This window comes from Microbacterium sp. str. 'China' (genome assembly GCF_002993305.1).
Classification (GTDB): domain Bacteria; phylum Actinomycetota; class Actinomycetes; order Actinomycetales; family Microbacteriaceae; genus Microbacterium; species Microbacterium paraoxydans.
Map to the genome: position 1 here is coordinate 3053252 of NZ_CP027434.1, position 20275 is coordinate 3073526.

18 protein-coding genes are annotated in these 20275 nt (G+C 71.4%); 6 read left to right on the top strand and 12 right to left on the bottom strand.

Annotated features, from left to right (window positions below; all coding sequences use genetic code 11):
- Window positions 1–434 precede the first annotated feature (434 nt).
- Both C6C15_RS14900 and C6C15_RS14905 read right to left on the bottom strand, forming a co-directional pair.
- Entirely contained in the window at window positions 435–4109 is a 3675-nt protein-coding gene (locus C6C15_RS14900) for a proline dehydrogenase family protein (RefSeq protein ID WP_105950485.1), read from the bottom strand.
- Between the two features lie 64 nt (window positions 4110–4173).
- Entirely contained in the window at window positions 4174–4734 is a 561-nt protein-coding gene (locus tag C6C15_RS14905; protein ID WP_025105424.1) for an acyl-CoA thioesterase, read from the bottom strand.
- Window positions 4735–4864: 130 nt separating this feature from the next.
- On the opposite strand from C6C15_RS14905, the gene C6C15_RS14910 reads away from it, so the two are divergent.
- Window positions 4865–5374, top strand: coding sequence for a GNAT family N-acetyltransferase (locus C6C15_RS14910; protein WP_105950486.1), 510 nt, complete (start codon window positions 4865–4867; stop codon window positions 5372–5374).
- Between the two features lie 51 nt (window positions 5375–5425).
- Here C6C15_RS14910 and C6C15_RS14915 read toward each other — a convergent pair whose 3' ends face one another.
- The 5 genes from C6C15_RS14915 to C6C15_RS14935 are packed head-to-tail and all read right to left on the bottom strand — an operon-like array spanning window position 5426 to window position 10481.
- The gene (locus tag C6C15_RS14915; RefSeq protein ID WP_060922627.1) at window positions 5426–6577 is read right to left on the bottom strand and encodes an acetyl-CoA C-acetyltransferase; all 1152 of its coding nucleotides are present in this window, start codon (window positions 6575–6577) and stop codon (window positions 5426–5428) included.
- Between the two features lie 13 nt (window positions 6578–6590).
- Window positions 6591–7064 (bottom strand): ASCH domain-containing protein, encoded by a 474-nt coding sequence (locus C6C15_RS14920; RefSeq protein WP_060922626.1) that lies wholly within the window; start codon window positions 7062–7064, stop codon window positions 6591–6593.
- A 3-nt stretch (window positions 7065–7067) separates the two neighbouring features.
- Window positions 7068–8729: a cytochrome b/b6 domain-containing protein gene (locus C6C15_RS14925; protein WP_105950487.1), complete on the bottom strand. Its 1662-nt coding sequence runs from the start codon at window positions 8727–8729 to the stop codon at window positions 7068–7070.
- A 2-nt stretch (window positions 8730–8731) separates the two neighbouring features.
- The gene (locus C6C15_RS14930) at window positions 8732–9703 is read right to left on the bottom strand and encodes an electron transfer flavoprotein subunit alpha/FixB family protein (RefSeq protein ID WP_105950488.1); all 972 of its coding nucleotides are present in this window, start codon (window positions 9701–9703) and stop codon (window positions 8732–8734) included.
- A gap of 1 nt (window position 9704) precedes the next feature.
- Window positions 9705–10481 carry an electron transfer flavoprotein subunit beta/FixA family protein gene (locus C6C15_RS14935; protein ID WP_060923513.1) on the bottom strand — a complete coding sequence of 259 codons (777 nt, stop codon included), beginning with the start codon at window positions 10479–10481 and terminating at the stop codon, window positions 9705–9707.
- Window positions 10482–10656: 175 nt separating this feature from the next.
- Here C6C15_RS14935 and C6C15_RS14940 point away from each other — a divergent pair, with 175 nt between their 5' ends.
- From C6C15_RS14940 to C6C15_RS14950, 3 genes are read left to right on the top strand one after another with little or no spacing between them, the layout of a single operon-like run.
- Window positions 10657–11193, top strand: a complete 537-nt coding sequence (locus tag C6C15_RS14940) for a MarR family winged helix-turn-helix transcriptional regulator (protein ID WP_025105418.1) — start codon at window positions 10657–10659, stop codon at window positions 11191–11193.
- Complete coding sequence (locus C6C15_RS14945; protein WP_060923512.1) at window positions 11193–11663, top strand: SRPBCC family protein; 471 nt, start codon at window positions 11193–11195, stop codon at window positions 11661–11663. Before C6C15_RS14940 ends, C6C15_RS14945 begins: the two co-directional genes overlap by 1 nt.
- The gene (locus C6C15_RS14950; protein ID WP_060923511.1) at window positions 11660–12103 is read left to right on the top strand and encodes a YdeI/OmpD-associated family protein; all 444 of its coding nucleotides are present in this window, start codon (window positions 11660–11662) and stop codon (window positions 12101–12103) included. Before C6C15_RS14945 ends, C6C15_RS14950 begins: the two co-directional genes overlap by 4 nt.
- A 92-nt stretch (window positions 12104–12195) precedes the next feature.
- Here C6C15_RS14950 and C6C15_RS14955 read toward each other — a convergent pair whose 3' ends face one another.
- From C6C15_RS14955 to C6C15_RS14970, 4 genes are all read right to left on the bottom strand, one after another.
- Window positions 12196–12972 (bottom strand): enoyl-CoA hydratase, encoded by a 777-nt coding sequence (locus C6C15_RS14955; RefSeq protein WP_105950489.1) that lies wholly within the window; start codon window positions 12970–12972, stop codon window positions 12196–12198.
- Window positions 12973–13074: 102 nt separating this feature from the next.
- Window positions 13075–13953, bottom strand: coding sequence for a 3-hydroxyisobutyrate dehydrogenase (gene mmsB / locus C6C15_RS14960; RefSeq protein WP_105950490.1), 879 nt, complete (start codon window positions 13951–13953; stop codon window positions 13075–13077).
- Complete coding sequence (locus C6C15_RS14965) at window positions 13950–15131, bottom strand: acyl-CoA dehydrogenase family protein (protein WP_105950491.1); 1182 nt, start codon at window positions 15129–15131, stop codon at window positions 13950–13952. Before C6C15_RS14965 ends, mmsB begins: the two co-directional genes overlap by 4 nt.
- A gap of 9 nt (window positions 15132–15140) precedes the next feature.
- Window positions 15141–16640 (bottom strand): CoA-acylating methylmalonate-semialdehyde dehydrogenase, encoded by a 1500-nt coding sequence (locus C6C15_RS14970; protein ID WP_105950492.1) that lies wholly within the window; start codon window positions 16638–16640, stop codon window positions 15141–15143.
- Window positions 16641–17032: 392 nt separating this feature from the next.
- On the opposite strand from C6C15_RS14970, the gene C6C15_RS14975 reads away from it, so the two are divergent.
- Both C6C15_RS14975 and C6C15_RS14980 read left to right on the top strand, forming a co-directional pair.
- Window positions 17033–18007, top strand: coding sequence for a hypothetical protein (locus C6C15_RS14975; protein WP_105950493.1), 975 nt, complete (start codon window positions 17033–17035; stop codon window positions 18005–18007).
- 153 nt (window positions 18008–18160) lie between these two features.
- Window positions 18161–18763 carry an antibiotic biosynthesis monooxygenase gene (locus C6C15_RS14980; RefSeq protein ID WP_234024165.1) on the top strand — a complete coding sequence of 201 codons (603 nt, stop codon included), beginning with the start codon at window positions 18161–18163 and terminating at the stop codon, window positions 18761–18763.
- Window positions 18764–18776: 13 nt separating this feature from the next.
- On the opposite strand, the gene C6C15_RS14985 is transcribed toward C6C15_RS14980, so the two are convergent.
- Window positions 18777–20264, bottom strand: a complete 1488-nt coding sequence (locus C6C15_RS14985) for an MFS transporter (RefSeq protein WP_105950494.1) — start codon at window positions 20262–20264, stop codon at window positions 18777–18779.
- Between the last annotated feature and the right edge of the window lie 11 nt (window positions 20265–20275).

Sequence of the window (20275 nt, forward strand, 5' to 3'; positions counted from 1 at the left end):
ATCACAATCGCACCCCCGCACCGCCTCTCCCGTCCGTTTCCGATCCCGCGCCCCTTCCCTCCCCCACACCCCGCGCCGCGGGATCAATAACGCCCCTCCCCAGGCCCCCGGCGGCACCTTTCCGATCCCGCGTCCCAGGAACCTCCCCTGCCCGCCGCAGCCCCCGCCTCCCGCACACCCACCGCAGGCGGGATCGAAAACGCACCCCCGTCGCTCCGGAGCGGCACGTTTTCGCACCCGCACCGAAACCGGCGCCCCCCCCCCCCCCCCCGGTCGGGCGGGATCGAAAACGCACCCCCATCGTTCCGCAGCGGCGCGTTTTCGCACCCGCACCGAAACCGGCGCGGCGCCCCCCCCGGGCGGGCGGGATCAAAAACGCACCCCGGATGGCGCGGGGAGGCACGTTTTCGCACCCGCACCGGAACGGGCGGGGGTCAGATGACGGAGGCGCTCCAGGGGTCGGGGTTTCCGTAGCGGTGCGCGGTGATCGAGACGGACTGCTCGTGCACGAACGGAAGGAGCTCGATGCGGGCGGCCGCCGTCACCTCCGCGTCGTACACCGCGAGGTCCGGGTCACCGCCGGTGGCCACCGCCAACGCGGAGCGCAGCGCCGCCACCGACTCCCGTCCGCCCACGAGCCGCACGCGCTCATGCCGCGGAAGCACCGGAACCCCCGCGTCTCCCGAGGACACCTCGCCCTCGGCCACCTGCATCCGCTGGAGCCACTCGTCCTCCGTCTCCAGGAACACCACGGCGTCCAGGTCGCCCAGAGCATGCCGCACGCCCGCCGGAAGCCCGACCGGAGTCGACACGACGAAGCCGGCGCCCGCACGCACCCCCGCGATCACGACCCGCAGCAGGTCGTGCAGGGCGGCGTCCTCGGTGGCGCGGATCTCCACGGGGACGGGCCGGTAGCGGAAGAGGTTGCGCTCGATCTCCAGCCGCGACACGTCCCGCACCCGCCCGAACTCCCGGTCCCAGGCCAACGCGTCCGACAAGGCCGACCGCCGGAGCCACTCGAAGGACTCGAACGGGAGGGACGGCTGCGCGGCCTCGATGAGCCCCGTGATCCGGGAGTCGAGCCCCCGCAGATGAAGGGTGCTCGACGCCGGGGACCCGTGCTGGGCGCGCCACGACCCGAGTCCGATGAGGTGGTTCGGCCCGCCCGGCTTGGCACCGGCCCCGACGGAGGAGCGCTTCCACCCGCCGAACGGCTGCCGCTGCACGATCGCCCCCGTGGTGCCGCGGTTGACGTAGAGGTTCCCGGCCTGGACACGGTCGAGCCAGAAGGAGAGGTCGTCCGGGTCCTGCGTATGCAGCCCCGCGGTGAGGCCGTAGGCGACGGCGTTCTGCAGATCGACGGCCTTGGCGAGGGTCGGGGCGTGCATGATCCCGAGGACCGGGCCGAAGAACTCCTCGGTGTGGAAGCGGGAGCCGGACTGCACGCCGACCCGCACGCCGGGGCGCCAGAGCCGTCCGCCGCCGTCGTCGGCGGGGTCGAGGGCGGGTTCGATGAGCCACCGCTCCTCGCCCTCCAGCTCGGAGAGGGCCCAGGCGAGCTTCCCCTCCGGTTTCTCGATCACCGGGCCCACCTCGGCGAGCGGATCCGAGGGCCAGCCGACCCGCAGCGAGCGGACCGCGTCGGCGAGCTGACGGGCGAAACGCTGCGAGCGCCCCACCGGCCCGACGAGGATCGCGAGCGACGCAGCGGAGCACTTCTGCCCCGCGTGCCCGAACGCGCTCTTCACGAGGTCGGCCACGGCGAGGTCGAGGTCGGCCGAGGGCGTGACGATCATGGCGTTCTTGCCGCTGGTCTCCGCGAGCAGGGGCAGGTCGGGACGCCAGGAGCGGAACAGCGCCGCGGTCTCCCACGACCCGGTGAGGATCACCCGGTCCACCGCCTCGTCCGTGATGAGGGCACGGCCGAGGTCGCCTTCCTCGATGTCGACAAGGGCGAGAGCCTCACGGGGAACGCCGCCGTCCCACAGGGCCTCCACGAGCACCGCCGCACACCGCCGCGCCTGCGGGGCGGGCTTCAGGACCACGCCGGAGCCCGCGGCGAGCGCCGCCAGCACGCCACCCGCGGGGATCGCGAGGGGGAAGTTCCACGGCGGCGCGACGACGGTCACGCGGGCGGGGACGAACACGGCGCCGGAGATCGCATCGAGCTCACGGCAGGTCGCGGCGTAGTACCGGGCGAAGTCGACGGCCTCGCTCACCTCCACGTCGGCTTCGGCGAAGACCTTGCCGGTCTCCACGGCCGCGACCTCGATCAGCTCCCCACGCCGGGACTCGAGCGCCGCCGCCGCGCGCAGCAGCACCTCGGCGCGTTCGGCCGCAGGACGCGATCCCCACGCCGCCGCCGCGCCCTGCACGCCGCGCACGATGCGTCCGAGGTCGTCGGCGTCGTCGACGCGGGCCGCGTCCAGAACCTCCGTCCCGACCGTCGAGTCCGCGAGCCGGGCGCGGATCCCCGCCGCCCACTCGCGGTTGGCGGGGAGGGCGAGATCCGTGTCGGCCGTGTTCTCGAAGCCCGGGGCGCCCCCGGTGTCCTCCCCGCGCTCGCGCGCCGCGTACACGGCGGTCTCGAGGTAGGCGCCGGTGTCGGCGTCGTCCGAGCCGCGCACGATGCCGAGCACGGCCTTCGTGAGATCGGCCTCCGCGACCGGGCCGACCGGCGCCGGCCGCACGGACTCGTGCACGGGCGCGAGGCGGTCCTGCGTGCGGCGCGGACCGAGGCCGAGGGCCGGGTCACCCGCCCGGTCGAGAGCGTCGAGGAAGCGGTCCGCCTCCCGGCCGAAGAGCGTCTCGTCGTCGTGCCGGTGGAACGCCGCGGAGAGGAAGTTCTCGGACGACGCGTTCTCCTCCAGCCGCCGCACGAGGTAGCTGATGGCCGCGTCGAACTCGGCGGGTGCGACGACCGGCACGTACAGCAGCACCGGACCCACCTCCCGGGAGACCGCCTGCACCTGCCCCTGGGCCATGCCGAGCAGCATCTCGAACTCGACCGCGTCGCGGACGCCGCGCTCCCCGGCCAGCAGCCACGCGTGGGCGATGCCGAAGAGGTTGTGGCCGGCCACGCCGATCCGCACCGAGGCCGTGTGCTCGGGCTGCAGCGCCCAGTCCAGGCAGCGCAGGTAGTTGGCGTCGGTGTCGAGCTTCGTGTCGTAGGGTGCGGGCGTCCACCCGTGCAGCGTCGCCTCGACGTGCTCCATCGCGAGGTTCGCGCCCTTCACGAGGCGCACCTTGATGCGGGCCCCCCCGTGAATCACGCGGTCCTGCGCCCAGGCGGTGAGCTCCTGGAGGGCCGGGAGCGCGTCGGGCAGATAGGCCTGCAGCACGATCCCGGCCTCGAGTCCGGTGAGCCGCGGGTCCTCCAGGAGCCGCGTGAAGACGGCGATCGTGAGGTCGAGGTCGCGGTACTCCTCCATGTCGAGGTTGATGAAGGTGCCGTCTGCCGCAGCCGTCACGTACAGCGGGAGCAGCCGCTCCACGACCCGGTCGACGACCTCGTCGAAGCCCCACATCGAGATGCGGCTGACGATCGCGGAGACCTTGACCGATACGTAGTCGACGTCCGGACGCCGGATGAGCTCGTGGATGCCGTCGAGCCGCCGCTGCGCCTCCGCCTCGCCCAGCACCGCCTCCCCGAGGAGGTTGAGGTTCAGGCGCGACCCCGACTCCCGCAGCTTCTCGATCGCGGGTCCGAGCTTCGCCGGCCGCGCGTCCACCACGAGGTGCCCCACCATCTCGCGCAGCGCCCGCCGCGCGAGGGGGACGACCGGGGTCGGCAGCACCGGGGCGACGCCGCCGCCGAGCCGCACGGCGGAGCGCAGGTACCACGGCAGGAACTCCGGCACGATGGGCGCGATCCGGCGCAGCTGGGCGGCCGCGGCGGTCAGGCTCTCCGGCCGCATCACGCCGTCGACGAAGCCGAGGGTGAACGGCAGACCGTTGGCGTCGCGCAGGACCCCGGCGAGGCGTTCCGCGGCGGGGTCGACGTCGGCCGCGGCCGCCTCGATCACCCAGCGGCGCGCGAGCTCGACGGCCTGATCGGCGAGGGATGCGGATGCCCCCGCCTCCGCGGAGGATGACGACGACTCTGCCATGTGACCACCCTAGGTCTCCGGTCGCGGAATCCCGGGGTGCCCGACCGGGCGGGCCGCAGTCGGGTCAGTTCCAGATGCTGGGGGCGGGGGTGCGCACGGGAGGGAGGGCGGACGCGGCGGCCCAGTCGTGCACCCACGCGTCGATCTCGGGCACACCGTCGGGCTTGCCCACCGCGGCGAAGAGCTCCTCGTTGCTGACCGTGCCGCCGGAGCGGCGCAGCACGCGGGCCCGCACGATGGCCCGGGCGTAGACCTCGCCGCCGACCACGGCGCGATGCTCCAGGAACAGGGCCTTCTCGTCGTGCCCGATGAATCGGGACTGCACCTCGAACCGCTGCCAGAGCTGGAGCGACTTGCGGAAGGTGATGGTCTCGCTGGAGACCACCGCGTACCAGCCCTGCTCCTTCATCACGTCGAACAGCCCCGTGCGGATGAGGTGGTCCCAGCGGCCGAGGTCGAACAGCGACAGGTACCGGCCGTTGTTCATGTGGCGGAGGATGTCGAGGTCCGTGGGCAGGGTAGTGACGGTGACGGTGCCGACGGCGGTCGGGTCGAGGGTCTTCCCCTGCCGCACGCGGCGACGCGCACCGAGGATCACGAGGAGGGTCCGCCAGATCACATTCACGAGCACTGATCGTAGCCATCCGCGCACGACGGTCGAACTTCGTTGTCCGATTCCTCCATGCCCCCGGTGGCCCTCTCGGCGGCCGTCACCCCGATTTCCGATTTCCACGGACCCGCCGTAGAGTCACCGCATGAGCGCCGAAGCCCAGCCCGAAGTCATCGTCCGTCCGGTCCGTGATGTGGATGCGGAAGCCCTCGGTCGCGTGCATGCGCAGTGCTGGCACGAGACCTACGATCACCTCATCAGCAAGGCGGCGCTGGAGAAGGTCTCGCCCCGCCGTATGGCCGAGCTGTGGACGCACTGGGCCTCGCAGGGTCCCGACTTCAAGATGAACGCGGCGCTCGTCGACGGCGAGATCGTCGGCTTCGTCGGCTCGGGTCCCGCCCGCGACAAGGACGCCCCGGCGTTCCGCGAGCTGTACTTCATCTACCTGCTCGACGCATACCACTCGACGGGCATCGGACAGAAGCTCTTCGACGCGGCCGTCGAGAAGGAAGAGCCGCTCTACCTCTGGGTCGCCGAGGACAACCCCCGCGCGCACCGGTTCTACACGCGCAACGGGTTCCACCTCGACGGCGCCGCGCACACCGAGCCGTTCCTGGGCGAGACGCTCACCGAGGTCCGCTTCGTGCGCCCCTGACCCTCGTCCTCACCGGAAGGGCCGCCCCGCGGGGCGGCCCTTCCGTCTGTCTCAGAGGCGTTCGATGATCGTGACGTTCGCGACGCCGCCGCCCTCGCACATCGTCTGCAGGCCGTACCGGCCACCGGTGCGCTCCAGCTCGTTGAGCAGGGTCGCGAGGATGCGGGTGCCGGTCGCGCCGATCGGGTGTCCCAGCGCGATGCCGCCGCCGTTGACGTTCACCTTCTCGTGCGGCGCACCGGTCTCGCGCATCCAGGCGAGCACGACCGAGGCGAACGCCTCGTTGACCTCGAACAGGTCGATGTCCTCGATCCGGAGCCCTGTGCGCTCCAACGCGTGCCTGGTGGCCTGGATCGGCGCGGTGAGCATGAGCACGGGGTCGTCGCCGCGGACGGAGACGTGGTGGATGCGAGCGCGCGGGGTGAGGCCGTGCTCCTGCACCGCCCGCGCACTGGCGATGAGCACAGCACTCGACGCATCGCTGATCTGCGACGCGACCGCGGCGGTGATCCGCCCGCCGGGCGCGAGCGGCGGCAGGCCGGCCATGCGTTCGAGGCTGGTGTCCCGGCGCACGCCCTCGTCGTCATCGAGCCCGGCGAGCGGCGCGATCTCCGCCGCGAAGCGCCCCTCGTCCTGGGCGACGGCCGCCCGGCGGTGGCTCTCCAGTGCGTATTGCTCCATCTCCTCCCGTGAGATGTCCCACCGCTCGGCGATGAGCTCCGCACCCCGGAACTGCGAGATCTCCTGGTCGCCGTACCGCTCCTGCCATCCGGGCGACTCGGCGTACGGCGTCGTGAAGCCGTACTCCCGGCCGACGGTCGCGGCCGCGGTGAGCGGGATCCGCGACATGTTCTGCAGCCCGCCGGCGATCACGAGGTCGCTGGTGCCGCTGAGCACCGCCTGCGTGGCGAAGTGCACGGCCTGCTGACTGGATCCGCACTGGCGGTCGATCGTCACGCCGGGCACGTGCTCCGGGAAGTCGGCGACGAGCAGCGCGGTGCGGGCGACGTTCCCGGCCTGCCCGCCGATCGCATCGATGGCTCCGAGGATCACGTCGTCCACGGCGCCGGGGTCGATGCCGGTCCTGTCGACGAGGGCCCGCAGGCTGTGCGCGCCGAGGTCGGCGGGGTGGATCTCCGCGAGAGCGCCGCCTCGGCGTCCGACCGGCGAACGGACCGCGTCGACGATGTAGGCCTCTGCCATGATCTCCCTCTCCTCAGTCCTCCGCGCCGGCCGGCAGGAGCAGCCGGAAGCGCTCGCACAGCACCGGCATGTCAGGGGCGTAGCCGCGCGGGTTCTCGGAGTGGGTACGCCAGTAGCGCTCGTGCACCTCGCGCCAGTGCGCCAGGGTGCGGTCCCCCTCCCCCTCGGCGAAGGCGTGCGCCGCGTCGACCTCGTCGAAAGGCACGATGTCGATCGCCGTGGTCTCGATCACGGCACGCGGGGCGCCGGTTCCGTCGAGGATGATGCTGAGCTCGCCGACGGTCGGCAGCGGATCCCCCGTCTCCTCGTAGTCCCAGACGGAGGACGCCGTGCCCACCTTGATGCCGCGGAGCACGAGCTCCAGGAGCTCGTCGGCGTGCTCCGGCGTCGCGCCGAAACCCCACGCCTCGGGAAGAGCCTCAGGCAGGTGCGGAAGCGCGATGCGGGCCTCGCGCCAGTAGTCCTCGATGGCGGTGCGGTCGGTCATGGATCAGCGCCCCGAGACCTTGCCGAACGCCTTCGCGATCGGCGCGAGCACGAGCGGGCGCGCCGCGACCCACGCGATCGCGATCACGACGAGCGAGGCGATGAACACCCAGAACCCCGTCCACGTCGCGGCATCCTGGGCGGCGAACATGTGGTTGAGGTTGCGCAGGAAGCCGGTCAGCATCACGAGCGCGACGTGCGCGATGATGAACGCCACGAAGTAGAGCATCACCGGGAAGTGCAGGGCGCGCGCCCACTCCACCGGGTACGCCTTCGACAGGCGCTCCGCCTTCTTGGGCCAGAGCCCCGACATGCGGAACCCGGTGACGGCGGCGAGCGGTGCCGCGAGGAAGACGGTGACGAAGTAGGCGAGCTGCTGCAGGCTGTTGTAGTTGTTCCAGCCGTTCTCGTGCGGCCAGTCGAACGAGATGTACTGCAGCGCCGCCGACAGCGCGTTCGGGAAGACCTCCCAGCTCGTCGGCACGATCCGCACCCAGTGCCCCGTGGCGAACAGCAGCACCACGAAGATCACGCCGTTCAGCAGCCACAGGATGTCGAGCGCCTGATGGAACCAGAGGTTCAGGCTGATCTTGCCCTTCGGGTTGTTCCGCGGCGTCCAGAACACGCTCGGACGCTTCTCGGTGCGCACCTGCAGCCCCGAGCGGATGATCAGCACGATCAGGAACATGTTGAAGAAGTGCGCCCAGTTGACCCACGGCGCGAAGCCGGGCTCGACCGGGATCGGCGACTCGTACTCGCCCGGGAAGGCTGCCAGGAAGTCCTGCATGAACGGGAGGCTCAGCAGCGTGCGGACGAGAGCCACGGCCGCGGCCGCGAGCACGCCGAGAGCGGCGGCGCCGAACAGCACCGCGATCGCCTGGGTCCAGGTCGGGCGCCGGCGAGCGGGCGGGGTGGTCGAGGCGGCGGCCGGGAGGTGTCGGGGGGCACGACCGTTCCAGACCGTGCGGGTCCAGGGCAGCGGTGTGCTGATGTCGGCGGCCGGGGCGAGCGCGGTGCCGGGGATGGCGGGCTCCGCCGTCGCGTGTGCCGCGGCCGGAGCCGGAGTCTCCGCGATCGCGGGGGCGTCCGCCGCCACGGCCGAGGAGGTGTCGGCGGTCGCCCGTGCGGGCACGGTCCCCGCGGGCGGCCAGGGCTCGCCGCCCGGGACACGGGGCAGTCCACGACGGACGCTCTCGCCTCCGGCGGGCGACGCAGCGGCGGGCGTCGCCGCAGGCGCCGAGGCCGTCGCGGCGGCAGCCTGCTCGGCAGCAGGCGCAGCGGCAGCGGCAGCGGCAGCGGCAGCAGCGGCAGCGGACGGCGCGGCCGCCCCCGGAAGCGCGGCGGGTGGGGACGGGGCCGTCGGCGCAGCTCCGACCGCGGGCGGCGGCCAGGGATCGCCGCCGGGCACGCGCGGAAGGCCCCGACGGAGGGCCGGACGCGGTGCGGCATCCTCCGACAGCGAGGGGGTCGCGACAGCGGCCTCGACCTCGGCGGCCCCGCGCTCGATGCGCTCCGTCGTCGCGGACACCGGCGCCTCGACGGCGGCCACCTCGGCCACGGCGGCCACCTCGACGGCATCGACCGCATCGACGGTCACGTCGGCGGGCGGCCACGGCTCGCCGCCCGGCACCCGCGGAAGCCCGCGGCGCAGCACCCGCGTCGCCATGACTACTTCTTCCGCGCCTCGAGCGCGGCGATCACCTGCGGGACGATCGCGAACACGTCGCCGACGATGCCGAAGTCGGCGACGTCGAAGATGGGCGCCTCCGGGTCCTTGTTGATCGCCACGATGTTCTTCGACGTCTGCATGCCGGCGCGGTGCTGGATCGCGCCGGAGATCCCGAGCGCGACGTAGAGCTGCGGCGACACCGAGACCCCGGTCTGCCCGACCTGGTGGGACTGCGGGATGTAGCCCGCATCGACTGCGGCGCGCGACGCGCCGACCGCGGCCCCGAGGGCATCGGCGAGCTCCTCCACGAGCACGAACTTCTCCTTCGAGGCGAGACCGCGGCCGCCGGAGACCACGCGGGTCGCTCCGCGCAGCTCGGGCCGGGACGAGGTGGCCTCGACCGTCTCGACGGGCCCCGCCGTCGCGGCGACCGCTCCGGACGGAGTGACCGCGAGCTGTTCGACCTGCGGGGAGGCGACCGCCTCGGCCCTGGCCTCCACCGCACCCTGGCGCACCGTGACGACGAGCGTGCCGTACGTCGCGGCCGCGTCGACGAGGTACGCCCCGCCGTAGACCGAGTGGTGGGCGACGATGCCCTCGTCGTCACGGGAGACCCCGACCGCATCCACGGCGAGAGCACTCTTCGTCCGCACCGCGAACCGCCCGGCGACATCGCGGCCGGAGATCGAGTTCGAGATGAGGACGGCCGCGGGCTGCACCTGCGCGGCGGCGGCCTGCAACGCGTCCACGATCGGGACTGTCAGCGCGGACGGGTCGCCGTCGGCCGTGAGCACGACCGCGGCTCCGGCCTCCGCGGCCGTGGCGACCGCCGCCTCGGAACCACCGACGATCACCGCGACCGGTGTGCCGATGCCTGCCGCCGCGCCGAGGAGTCCGGCGGTGCTGCTGGCGAGTGCACCGGACGGGTCGACGTCGAGGAGCACGAGGATCGGGTTCTCGGGGTACGCCATGTCACACCAGCCTGTTCTGCACGAGGAACTCGACGAGCTTCTCGGCGGCATCGCCCTCGTCGGTGATCTTGACCCCGGCCGCCCGCGGAGGCTTCTCGGAGACCGCGGTCATGATGGTGCGCGGAGCGAGCGCCGGGTCGGCCGACACGTCGAGGTCGGCGAGGGACAGCACCTCCAGCGGCTTCTTCTTCGCCGCCATGATGCCCTTGAAGTTCGGGAACCGGGCGTCCGGGAGCGCCTCGGTGATGGAGATCACGGCGGGCAGCGGCGCGGTGACCTGCTGGTTGCCCGCGTCGGCACCCCGGGTACCGGAGACGCCCTCGGCGGTGATCTCGACCGCGGTGAGGGCGGTGGCCTGCGCCCAGCCGAGGTGCTCGGCGAGCATGGCGGGGAGGACGCCGCCGGCACCGTCGGTGGACAGGTTGCCGGTGATGACGAGGTCGGGGGCGCCGCGGCGGATCGCGGCGGCGAGCACCTCGGCGGTGAGGCCCAGGTCGGCACCGACGAGCTGCTCGTCGACGATGTGCACGGCTGACCCGGCACCGATCGCGAGGGCGCGTCGCACGGAGGCGGTCGCGCTCTCCGGCGCCATCGTGAGGGCCACGACCTCGGTGCCCTCGTTCTTGTCGGCGTGGGCCAGGGCGACCTCGAGGGCCCGTTCCGTGATCTCGTCGAGGACCACATCCCCCGCGCCGCGTTCGGCGAGTCCGGTCTCGAGATTCAACGTGCGATCGCCATAGGTGTCCGGCACCTCTTTGACCAGGACGAAGATCTTCATCGAATGCTCCTCACGACACGCTGAGTCTATCCGCACGGTCTTCTATGTAGCCAAAGGCGGAGGGATCCGCAGGTGGTACCCCCGATTTCGGCCGCGAATGTATACATAGTCGACAGTCGGGCCCTGCGGCTCGCCGCTGACAGCCGGGGGCGACCTCCCCCGGTACCGTAGAGACGTGGTCCGACCCCGCCCGCTTCCCGTCGACCCGCTCGCCGAGGCGAAGCGGCAGTGGATCGCGCACGGCTGGACCGAGGCCGCGGACGGCATGACGGTGGTCACCTCGGTGATGCGCGCCCAGCAGCTCCTCCTCGCCCGTGTCGACGCGGCCCTCAAGCCCTTCGCGCTGAGCTTCGCCCGCTACGAGGTCCTGCGGCTGCTCGCCTTCAGCCGGGCCGGACGCCTGCCGTTGTCGAGCGTGGTCGCGCGGCTGCAGGTCCACGCCACCACCATCACCAGCACGGCCGAGCGCCTCGTGCGCGACGGCCTCGTCGTCCGCGAACCGCACCCGCACGACGGACGCGCGGCGATGCTCGCCCTCACCGACGACGGCCGCGATCTCGTCGAGCGCGCCACGACCGCGCTCAACGCCGACGTCTTCGCCGACCCCGGCATGAGCGAGGCCGACGCCGCCGAGCTCGTCGCCATCGTCGCCCGCCTGCGTCGCGACGCCGGCGACTTCATCGATCCGCGCCCCCTCCCCGAACCGCTCTGATGCCCCGGTTCGTGCTCGAGACCGTGATCGCGGCATCGCGCGCTGTCGTCTTCGCCGCTGCACTGGACCCGGAACTGCATCTGCAGTCGATGGCGCGCTACGACGAGACGATGATCGAGGAGCCCGCGGGCGGCGCGTTCACCGAGGGGTCCACGGTCACCTGGCGCGCGCGGCACTTCGGCATCCCTTTCCGCCTGCGCTCCGTGGTGTTCGACATCGACGCGCCGCATCGGTTCACGGACCGACAGATCGCCGGGCCGTTCCGCGAGCTCCGGCACGAGCATGTGTTCGAGGAGCACCCGCGCGGCACCCTCATGCGCGACACGATCGTGTTCCGGTCGCCCTTCGGGCCCCTCGGCCGCGTCGTCGACGCCCTCGTGCTCGGCCGGTACATGGAGCGGCTCATCGCCGAACGCAACTCCGCTCTGGTCGCCGCGATCGAGGACAGCGGGCGTACTCTTCCTGCATGAGCGAACTGCGCGTGCACACCGTCCTCGCCGGTCGCGGCCCCGCCGCGGCGATCCTCCTCACCGACGAGCAGGTGGCGTCTTTCGGCGCCGGCAAGGCCTTCCCGGTCGCGGTCACGATCGGCGGGCGCACCGCTCGCCTGCGCCTGGCCCGCATGGGGGGCGAGAACATGATCGGTCTCAGCAAGGCCACCCGCGCAGACCTCGGGGTCGAGATCGACCAGGAGGTCGACGCCGTGATCCGGCTCGACACCGCCGAACGCACGGTCGAGGTGCCGCCGGCGCTGGCCGGCGCCCTCGACGCCGATCCGGCCGTGCGCGCGGCGTTCGACGCCCTCTCCCCGTCGGCGCGCAAGGAGCACGCCAGGGCGGTCGCCGAGGCCAAGCAGGAGGCGACGCGCGAGCGCCGGATCGCGAAGATCGTGGAGTCCCTGCGCGGCTGATCGTTCACAACTCAGGAGAACTGCGGCCCACAACCACGCGCAACCGCCGAACGGCGATTCCGCGACCGGTTCTCCTGAGTTGTGAACCGCGGTCAGCGGTTCTGGAAGTCCGGCGTGCGCTTCTCGCGGAAGGCCGCCATCCCCTCCTTCTGGTCGTGCGTGTCGAACAGCGCCGCGAACGCCTGCCTTTCGTGGGCGAGGCCGGCGGACAGCGTCGTCTCCATCGCCGCATCGAGCGCGGCCTTGGCAGCGTAGACCGACGGCAGCGACTTCGAAGCGATCGTCTCCGCCAACGTCGTCGCCTCGGCCAGGAGGTCCGCCGCGGGGACGACGCGGGACACGAGTCCGGAGCGCTCCGCCTCCTCGGCGCCCATGAAGCGGCCGGACAGCACGAGCTCCGCCGCCTTGTAGTACCCCACCGCGCGGATGAGCCGCTGGGTGCCGCCCATGCCGGGGATCACGCCGAGGTTGATCTCGGGCTGTCCGAACTTCGCGGTGTCCGCGGCGAGGATGATATCGCACATCATCGCCAGCTCGCAGCCGCCGCCGAGCGCGAATCCGGAGACCGCCGCGATGACCGGCGTGCGCACGGCCGCGAAGTCATGCCAGACGCCGAAGTGGTCGGTCTCGAGCATCTCCGCCGCGGACATCCCCTCCATCTCCTTGATGTCGGCGCCGGCCGCGAAGGCCTTCTCGGAGCCGGTCACGACGATGGCCCCGACGCCGTCATCCGCATCGAAGGCCTGCGCGGCCGCGGTGACCTCCTCGGCGAGCCGGCTGTTCAGCGCGTTGAGCGCCTCCGGACGGTGGAGGGTGATCCAGCCCACCCGTCCGCGCTGCTCCACCAGGATCGTCTCGTACTCGGTCATCGCTCCCGCCTTCCTGTCGTCATCCACCCTCTCCTTCGAATCGCCCGATTTGCTGCATTTCGGCCGGATTCGCGACCATTCAGGCGATTCGAAAGCCGGAGGTCAGCCACGGATGTCCGTGATGATGCCGGAGAAGTCGCGGGCCGCGCCCTCGCCGGCGGCGTAGGCGGCATACAGCTCCTGCGCCAGACGACCCATCCGGGCGTCCGTCGAGGTCTGCTCGATGGCCTGCAGCGCGAGACCGAGGTCCTTCGCCATGAGGGCCCCCGCGAACCCCGGCTGGTAGTCCCGGTTCGCGGGGCTCGTGGGCACCGGACCGGGGACGGGGCAGTTCGTGGTGAGCGCCCAGCACTGCCCGGACGCCTGGGACACCACGTCGAACAGGGCCTGATGCTCCAGCCCCAACCGCTCGCCCAGCACGAACGCCTCGGCGACGGCGATCTGCGACACCGCGAGCACCATGTTGTTGCAGACCTTCGCCGCTTGACCGAGTCCCGGTCCGCCGCAGTGCACGATGCGCTTCCCCATGATCTCCAGCAGCGGAAGCGCCGCCGCGAAGTCGTCGTCGGAACCCCCGACCATGAACGCCAGGGTCCCGGCCTCCGCCCCGACCACACCTCCGGATACCGGAGCGTCGATGTGCCGGTGGCCCGCGGCGAGCGCGAGCGCATGGGCGGCCCGCGCCTCGTCCACCGCGATGGTCGACGACTCGATGAACAGCGTCCCGGGGCGCGCGGCCGCCAGCAGTTCCGTGCGGTAGGCCTCGATGACGTGCTTCCCCGCCGGGAACATCGTCACCACGACCTCCGCGTCCGCCACCGCCTCCGCGCCGCTCGCCGCCACGGAGATCCCGCCCGCCCGCGCCGCCTCGATGGCCGCGGGCACGAGGTCGAAGCCGTGCACCTCGTGTCCGGCGGCGACGAGGTTCTTCGCCATCGGCAGTCCCATGTGCCCGAGCCCGAGGAAGGCCACGCGGGTCATGATGCGCTCCGCATCGACGCCGACCCCGCGGGTCGCAGCATCTCCCGGCCGACGATCAGGCGCATGATCTCGTTCGTCCCCTCGAGGATCTGGTGCACGCGCAGGTCGCGGACGATCTTCTCGATGCCGTAGTCCTGCAGGTAGCCGTAGCCGCCGTGCAGCTGGAGGGCGCGGTTGGCCACCTCGAAGCCGGCGTCGGTCGCGAAGCGCTTGGCCATCGCGCAGCGCATCGTCGCGTCCGGCGCCTTCTCGTCCACCGCCTCCGCGCCGTCGCGCACCATCAGCCGCGCGGCCTGCAGGTCGGTGCGCATGTCGGCGATCGCGAAGAGGATCGACTGCTTCTCCGCCAGCGGCTCCCCGAACGCGACGCGCTCGTGCACGTACTGCACGGCCTTGTCGAGCGCGGCCTGCGCTCCACCGAGAGAGCACGCCGCGATGTTGAGGCGGCCGCCGTTGAGCGCCGACATCGCGATCGCGAAGCCGCGCCCCTCGTCCCCGAGCATCGCGGACGCCGGCACCCGCACGCCGTCCATGATCACGGGGCGGGTGGGCTGCGCGTGCCACCCCATCTTCTTCTCCGGGGCACCGAAGCTCAGGTTCTCCGCGTCACCGGGGACGAGGAAGGCGCTGATGCCCCGGGCTCCCGCCTCGCCGGTCCGCGCCATGACGACGTACACCGCGGCCTCACCGGCTCCGGAGATGAACTGCTTCACGCCGGTCAGCACGTACTCGTCGCCCTCGCGGACGGCGCTGGTCGCGATGTTCGCCGCGTCGGATCCGGCTCCCGGCTCCGTGAGGCAGTAGCCGCCGAACTCCTGCATGGCGGTCAGCGACGGCAGCCAGCGCGACCGCTGCTCGTCGTCGCCGTAGGTGTCGATCATCCACACCACCATGTTGTGGATGGAGATGTAGGCGGCCACGGCGGGGTCGGCCTTGGCGAGCTCCTCGAAGATGGCGACGGTGTCGACGCGGGTGAGGCCGGTGCCGCCGAACTCCTCGCTCACGTAGATCCCGCCGAGGCCGAGCTCGCCGCCGCGCTGCAGCGACTCCCGCGGGAACAGGTGCTTCTCGTCGCGTTCCGCGGCGAACGGGGCGAGCTCCGCATCGGCGAACTCTCGCACGGCGTCGAGGATCGCCTCGCGCTCCTCGTCGGTGGTGGTGACGGTGGTCATGGTCATCGCGTGTCCTTAGTGCATCGTGGGGATGACGAAGCTCGCGCCCTCGCGGATCCCCGACGGCCAGCGGCTCGTCACGGTCTTGGTCTTCGTGTAGAAGCGGAAGGCGTCGGCGCCGTGCTGGTTGAGGTCGCCGAAGCCGCTGCGCTTCCAGCCGCCGAACGTGTAGTAGGCGATCGGTACCGGGATGGGCACGTTCACGCCCACCATCCCGACCTCCACGCGAGCGGCGAAATCGCGGGCGGCGTCACCGTCGCGCGTGAAGATGGCGACCCCGTTGCCGTACTCGTGCTCGGAGGCCATGCGCAGCGCCTCCTCGTAGTCGGCGGCGCGGGCGATCACGAGCACCGGGCCGAAGATCTCCTCGCGGTAGATCGCCATGTCGGTCGTCACGTGATCGAACAGGGTCGGTCCGAGGTAGAAGCCCTCCTCGTGCCCGTCGACCGTGAAGCCGCGGCCGTCGGCGAGCAGCGTCGCGCCCTCGTCGATCCCCTGCTGGATGTAGCCCTCGACCCGCTCCACCGCTGCGCGGGTGACCAGGGGTCCGTAGTCGACGTCCGCCGCGAGGGAAGGGCCGACCCGCAGCTGAGCGACGCGTTCGGTGAGCTTGGCGGCAAGCGCCTCCGCGGTCTCCTCGCCGACCGGCACGGCGACCGAGATGGCCATGCACCGCTCTCCCGCGGAGCCGTAGCCGGCGCCGATGAGGGCGTCGACGGCCTGGTCGAGATCCGCGTCCGGCATCACGATCATGTGGTTCTTCGCGCCGCCGAAGCACTGCGCGCGCTTGCCGTGGGCGGCCGCGGTGGCGTAGATGTACTCGGCGATGGGCGTGGAGCCGACGAAGCCGACCGCGCGGATCCGGTCGTCGGTGAGCAGCGTGTCCACCGCCTCCTTGTCGCCGTGCACCACGTTGAGGACGCCGGCCGGCAGCCCCGCTTCCAGGAACAGCTCGGCGAGACGCACGGGCACCGAGGGGTCGCGCTCACTGGGCTTGAGCACCACGGCGTTACCGGCGGCGAGCGCGGGACCCGCCTTCCACAGCGGGATCATGGCGGGGAAGTTGAAGGGCGTGATCGCGGCGACGACCCCGAGCGGCTGCCGCATCGAGTACACGTCGATGCCGGCCCCGGCCCCGGTGGAGTACTCGCCCTTGAGCAGATGCGGGGCTCCGGCGGAGAACTCGATGACCTCGAGACCCCGCTGGATGTCACCCTTGGCGTCGTCGACGGTCTTGCCGTGCTCGCTCGCGAGGAGTTCCGCGAGCGAGGTCATCTCCTGCTGAACGAGGTCGAGGAACCGCAGGAGGACGCGGGCGCGCTTCTGCGGGTTGGTCGCCGCCCACGCGACCTGCGCCTCTTCGGCGTTCGCGATCACGCGGCGCACCTCCTCCGCGGAAGCGAGCGGCACCCGGGCCTGCACGACTCCGGTGCTCGGGTCGAAGACGTCGGCGAAGCGGCCGTCTTCCGGGGTGACATGCGTTCCGCCCACGAAGTGCGGGATAGTACGGGTCATTGTGCGACATCCCTCCGTGCCCTCTTTGGCACATCGGCGAGTTTACTCCGACGACCGTGAAAATACGAGGACGTCCTTGTATCTTTCGGCGCCCCGCGTGCGGATGCCGCCGTCGCCCGTTCTCCGGCCGTTCACCCGCCGGACATCCGGGCCGATTACAACTGCAGATGCACGGCACAGACTCAGACCGGATCGGGTAGTCGCGTCTCCCGTGCACACGGTGAGCACTCTCGCTCCCGAGACCCCCGCCGAATCGGGTCGGCGGGGGTCTTCTCCTTTTTCGAATCGCTTGCTTTGCTCCATTTCGGCCGGGAATAGAGCACAGTGCGCGATTCGAACCGGGGCTGTGGAGACCGATCCCGACGCGGCCGCCGGGGTGGGAGCGTGGGGGCATGGGACGACGACACGAGCTTCCGGCCCGCTTCGGGGTGGACTTCGCGGTACGGACGGCGCGGCTGCACGGCGTGAGCCGCGGTCGATTGCGCGGATCCGACCTCGAGGCTCCGTTCCACGGCGTCCGCGTGCACCCGCGAGCGGACCCCTCGATCGACATCGCCGACCCGTACGAACGTCAGCGACGAGCGCGGGTGGCACGAGCCCAGTCCTACGCGCCGATCTTGCACACCGGACACTTCTTCAGTCACGAGACCGCCGCATCGATCTGGGGAGGTCCGCTACCGCTCGCCTTCGACGACCGCGGGAGCGTCGCGACGGCGGACGACCTCGCCCTCCATGTCAGCGCGTCCGGCGGGATCCCGTTCCCCCGCGCCCGCGGCGTGACCGGACACCGCACGCTGTCCAGCCTCACCTCGATCCGTTATCGGGACGGCCTCCGGGTGACCTCCCCCGCCGCGACCTGGGCCTCCCTCGGCACGCTGCCGCTGGTGGACCTGGTGGCGCTCGGCGACTACTTCTGCCGACACTGGAGGCCGGGGGTCGGACGGCCGGATGTCACGAGGCAGCCCTGGGCGACGATCGATGAGCTGCGGGAGATGCTGGCGGCTGGGCGGAGACGCGGGGCGGCACGGTTGCGGGAGGCGGTCGAGCTCGTGCGGGAGGACTCGTGGTCGCCGCGGGAGAGCCGGATGCGGTGCCTCCTCGTGGCAGCCGGAATCCCGGAACCGCAGCTCAACGTGGACGTGTTCGACGACCGGGGTCGCTTCCTCGCTTGCGTCGACATGGTCTGGGAGGCCGAACGCGTCGCGGCGGAGTATCACGGCATGATGCACGGCGCGCAGTGGGCACGGGATGTCGAGCGGGTCGCGGCGCTCCGGGCTGCCGGGTGGACGGTGATCGAGGTCACCGCACCTCTCCTTCACAGACCCGAGGAGCTGATCCGCCGTGTGGCGTCGGCGCTGGGGCGGTGACCCCGCGTTCGAGTTGCGCGAATGGCGGCATCCGGCCCGGATTCACAGCCAATCGCGCGACTCGAACGGGAACTAGAATCGACCAGGCGCCGCGACCCTGGCGCCACCACCCCGCGTCCGCACCCCGACGCCGCTCACCCCGAGGACCGCACCATGTCCGCATCCGCCCCTGTGTCCGAACCCGTCACCGTCTCCATCCGCCGCGAGGTCGACCCGGAGCGCATCGCCGAGGCCACCGCGTGGGTGCAGACCGGGGTGAACCTCGCGACGAAGTACCCGGGATTCCTCGGCTCCGGCTGGGTCCGTGCCGGCGAGGACTCCCAGGTCTGGCACATGCTCTACCGCTTCGCGAGCGAGGACGCGCTCACCGCGTGGGAACAGTCCGGGGAACGCGCGTGGTGGCTGTCGATGGGCCAGGGCTTCGTCCGCAGCGAGCGGTCCAAGCGCCGCTCCGGCATCGAGGGCTGGTTCGACGAGCCGTCCACGGGCTCCATCCCCGTCGTCGACCCGGACGGCACGACCAGCACCGTGACCGTCCCCCCCGCGCCGCCGCGGTGGAAGCAGGCCGTCTCGATCTGGCTCGGCTTCTTCCCCGTGAACCTCGCGTTCACCTACGCCATGAGCCCGGTGCCGGGATGGGACGCCGTGCCGCTGTGGCTCCGGGTGCTCATCACCACCCTCGTGCTCACGCCGATCATGACGTACTGGGTGCTGCCGTTCGTCACACGCTCCCTGCGGAACTGGCTCGCCCGCTAGCGGAACCGTCTTCTCAGGAGCCGGACTCCGCGCCCGGGGTGACGCCCTTCTTCGCCGGTACCACGAGCGAGAGCGGATCGGCGATGTCCTCCAGCGACTTCCCGGCGGCGCTGACTCCGAAGACACCGCACACGACACCGCCGAACATCATGATCGCCGCACCGAGCACGTAGCCCCAGAAAAGCGGACCGCGGTCGCCGGACTCCGCGCTCGCACCGATCAGTGCACCGTAGAGCACCGGGGCGATGGCGCCGACGAGCTGCCCGATCGAGAAGACGTACGAGATCACCTGGCTGCGCAGCTCGAGTGGGAAGATCTCGCTCACCGTCAGATACGCGGCGGAGGCCCCGGCTGAGGCGAAGAAGAACGACGCACACCAGAACGCCGTGTGCGTGCCCGCGTTCAGCACGCCCGCGTTGAAGAGGAAGGCGCTGACGAGCAGGATCAGTCCCGCGAGCACATAGGTGCCGAACAGCATCCGCCGACGACCCCACGTGTCGAAGAAGTGGCCGAGGATGAGGGCGCCGGCGAGGTTGCCCACCGCGAAGACGATGAAGTACTGCGACGCGGATGCCGGCGGGGTGTCGTAGAAGTTCTCCAGCACGAGCGCGTACGTGAAGAAGATCGCGTTGTAGAGGAAGGACTGCGTGACCATCATCGTGATGCCGACGAGCGTGCGCCGCGGGTACTTCTTGAACAGCACCTTCGCGATCACGAGGAACGGGACGCTGCCGTACTCCTTGACCGTGATGGCCTTGCTCTCGTCGACGGGCTCGATCGTCTTGCCCTCCTTGCGGATGCGCTCCTCGATCTCGTCGACGTTGCGCTCCGCCTCCTCCTCGCGACCGTGGGTCATCTGCCAGCGCGGGCTCTCCGGGATGTGCCGCCGCAGCCAGATGATGAGGAGGCCGAGGATCGGGCCGACGAAGAAGCTCAGCCGCCAGCCGATGTCAGCGGGCAGGATGTCGGTGTTGAGGAAGAACATGTTGGCGACGGCGCCGAGCGCCGCACCACCCCAGTAGGTGCCGTTGATGGCGATGTCGACACGGCCGCGGTACTTCGCGGGGATGATCTCGTCGATGGCCGAGTTGATGGCCGCGTACTCGCCGCCGATGCCCGCCCCGGCGACGAAGCGCCAGATGTAGAAGAACCACGGGGCGAACGCGAGACCGGCGACGGCCGACCCGACGAGGTACACCCCGAGGGAGAGCAGGAAGAGGTTCTTGCGGCCGAGACGGTCGGCGAGACGGCCGAACACGAGGGCGCCGAAAACCTGTCCGAGCAGGTAGCAGGTGCCGGCGAGGCCGACCTCGGCCGGGCCCATCCCCAGCGTCTGCGCGTAGCCGTTAGCCGCGACGATCTGCACCTCGAGGCCGTCGAGGATCCAGGAGAACCCGAGTCCGACGACGATCATCCAGTGGAAGCGCGACCAGGGGAGCCGGTCCATGCGCGCGGGGACGAGCGACCGGACCTCCTTGACGGTGACGTCGGACGCGGACATGGGGCCTCCTT

Coding starts and splice junctions, on each gene's coding strand:
- C6C15_RS14910 (WP_105950486.1), top strand. CDS start 4,865: ATGAGCGCCGAAGCCCAGCCCGAAGTCATCGTCCGTCCGGTCCGTGAT.
- C6C15_RS14975 (WP_105950493.1), top strand. CDS start 17,033: ATGGGACGACGACACGAGCTTCCGGCCCGCTTCGGGGTGGACTTCGCG.
- C6C15_RS14945 (WP_060923512.1), top strand. CDS start 11,193: ATGCCCCGGTTCGTGCTCGAGACCGTGATCGCGGCATCGCGCGCTGTC.
- C6C15_RS14935 (WP_060923513.1), bottom strand. CDS start 10,481: ATGAAGATCTTCGTCCTGGTCAAAGAGGTGCCGGACACCTATGGCGAT.
- C6C15_RS14955 (WP_105950489.1), bottom strand. CDS start 12,972: ATGACCGAGTACGAGACGATCCTGGTGGAGCAGCGCGGACGGGTGGGC.
- C6C15_RS14965 (WP_105950491.1), bottom strand. CDS start 15,131: ATGACCATGACCACCGTCACCACCACCGACGAGGAGCGCGAGGCGATC.
- C6C15_RS14925 (WP_105950487.1), bottom strand. CDS start 8,729: ATGGCGACGCGGGTGCTGCGCCGCGGGCTTCCGCGGGTGCCGGGCGGC.
- C6C15_RS14920 (WP_060922626.1), bottom strand. CDS start 7,064: ATGACCGACCGCACCGCCATCGAGGACTACTGGCGCGAGGCCCGCATC.
- C6C15_RS14930 (WP_105950488.1), bottom strand. CDS start 9,703: ATGGCGTACCCCGAGAACCCGATCCTCGTGCTCCTCGACGTCGACCCG.
- C6C15_RS14970 (WP_105950492.1), bottom strand. CDS start 16,640: ATGACCCGTACTATCCCGCACTTCGTGGGCGGAACGCATGTCACCCCG.
- C6C15_RS14950 (WP_060923511.1), top strand. CDS start 11,660: ATGAGCGAACTGCGCGTGCACACCGTCCTCGCCGGTCGCGGCCCCGCC.
- C6C15_RS14985 (WP_105950494.1), bottom strand. CDS start 20,264: ATGTCCGCGTCCGACGTCACCGTCAAGGAGGTCCGGTCGCTCGTCCCC.
- C6C15_RS14915 (WP_060922627.1), bottom strand. CDS start 6,577: ATGGCAGAGGCCTACATCGTCGACGCGGTCCGTTCGCCGGTCGGACGC.
- C6C15_RS14900 (WP_105950485.1), bottom strand. CDS start 4,109: ATGGCAGAGTCGTCGTCATCCTCCGCGGAGGCGGGGGCATCCGCATCC.
- C6C15_RS14980 (WP_234024165.1), top strand. CDS start 18,161: ATGTCCGCATCCGCCCCTGTGTCCGAACCCGTCACCGTCTCCATCCGC.
- mmsB (WP_105950490.1), bottom strand. CDS start 13,953: ATGACCCGCGTGGCCTTCCTCGGGCTCGGGCACATGGGACTGCCGATG.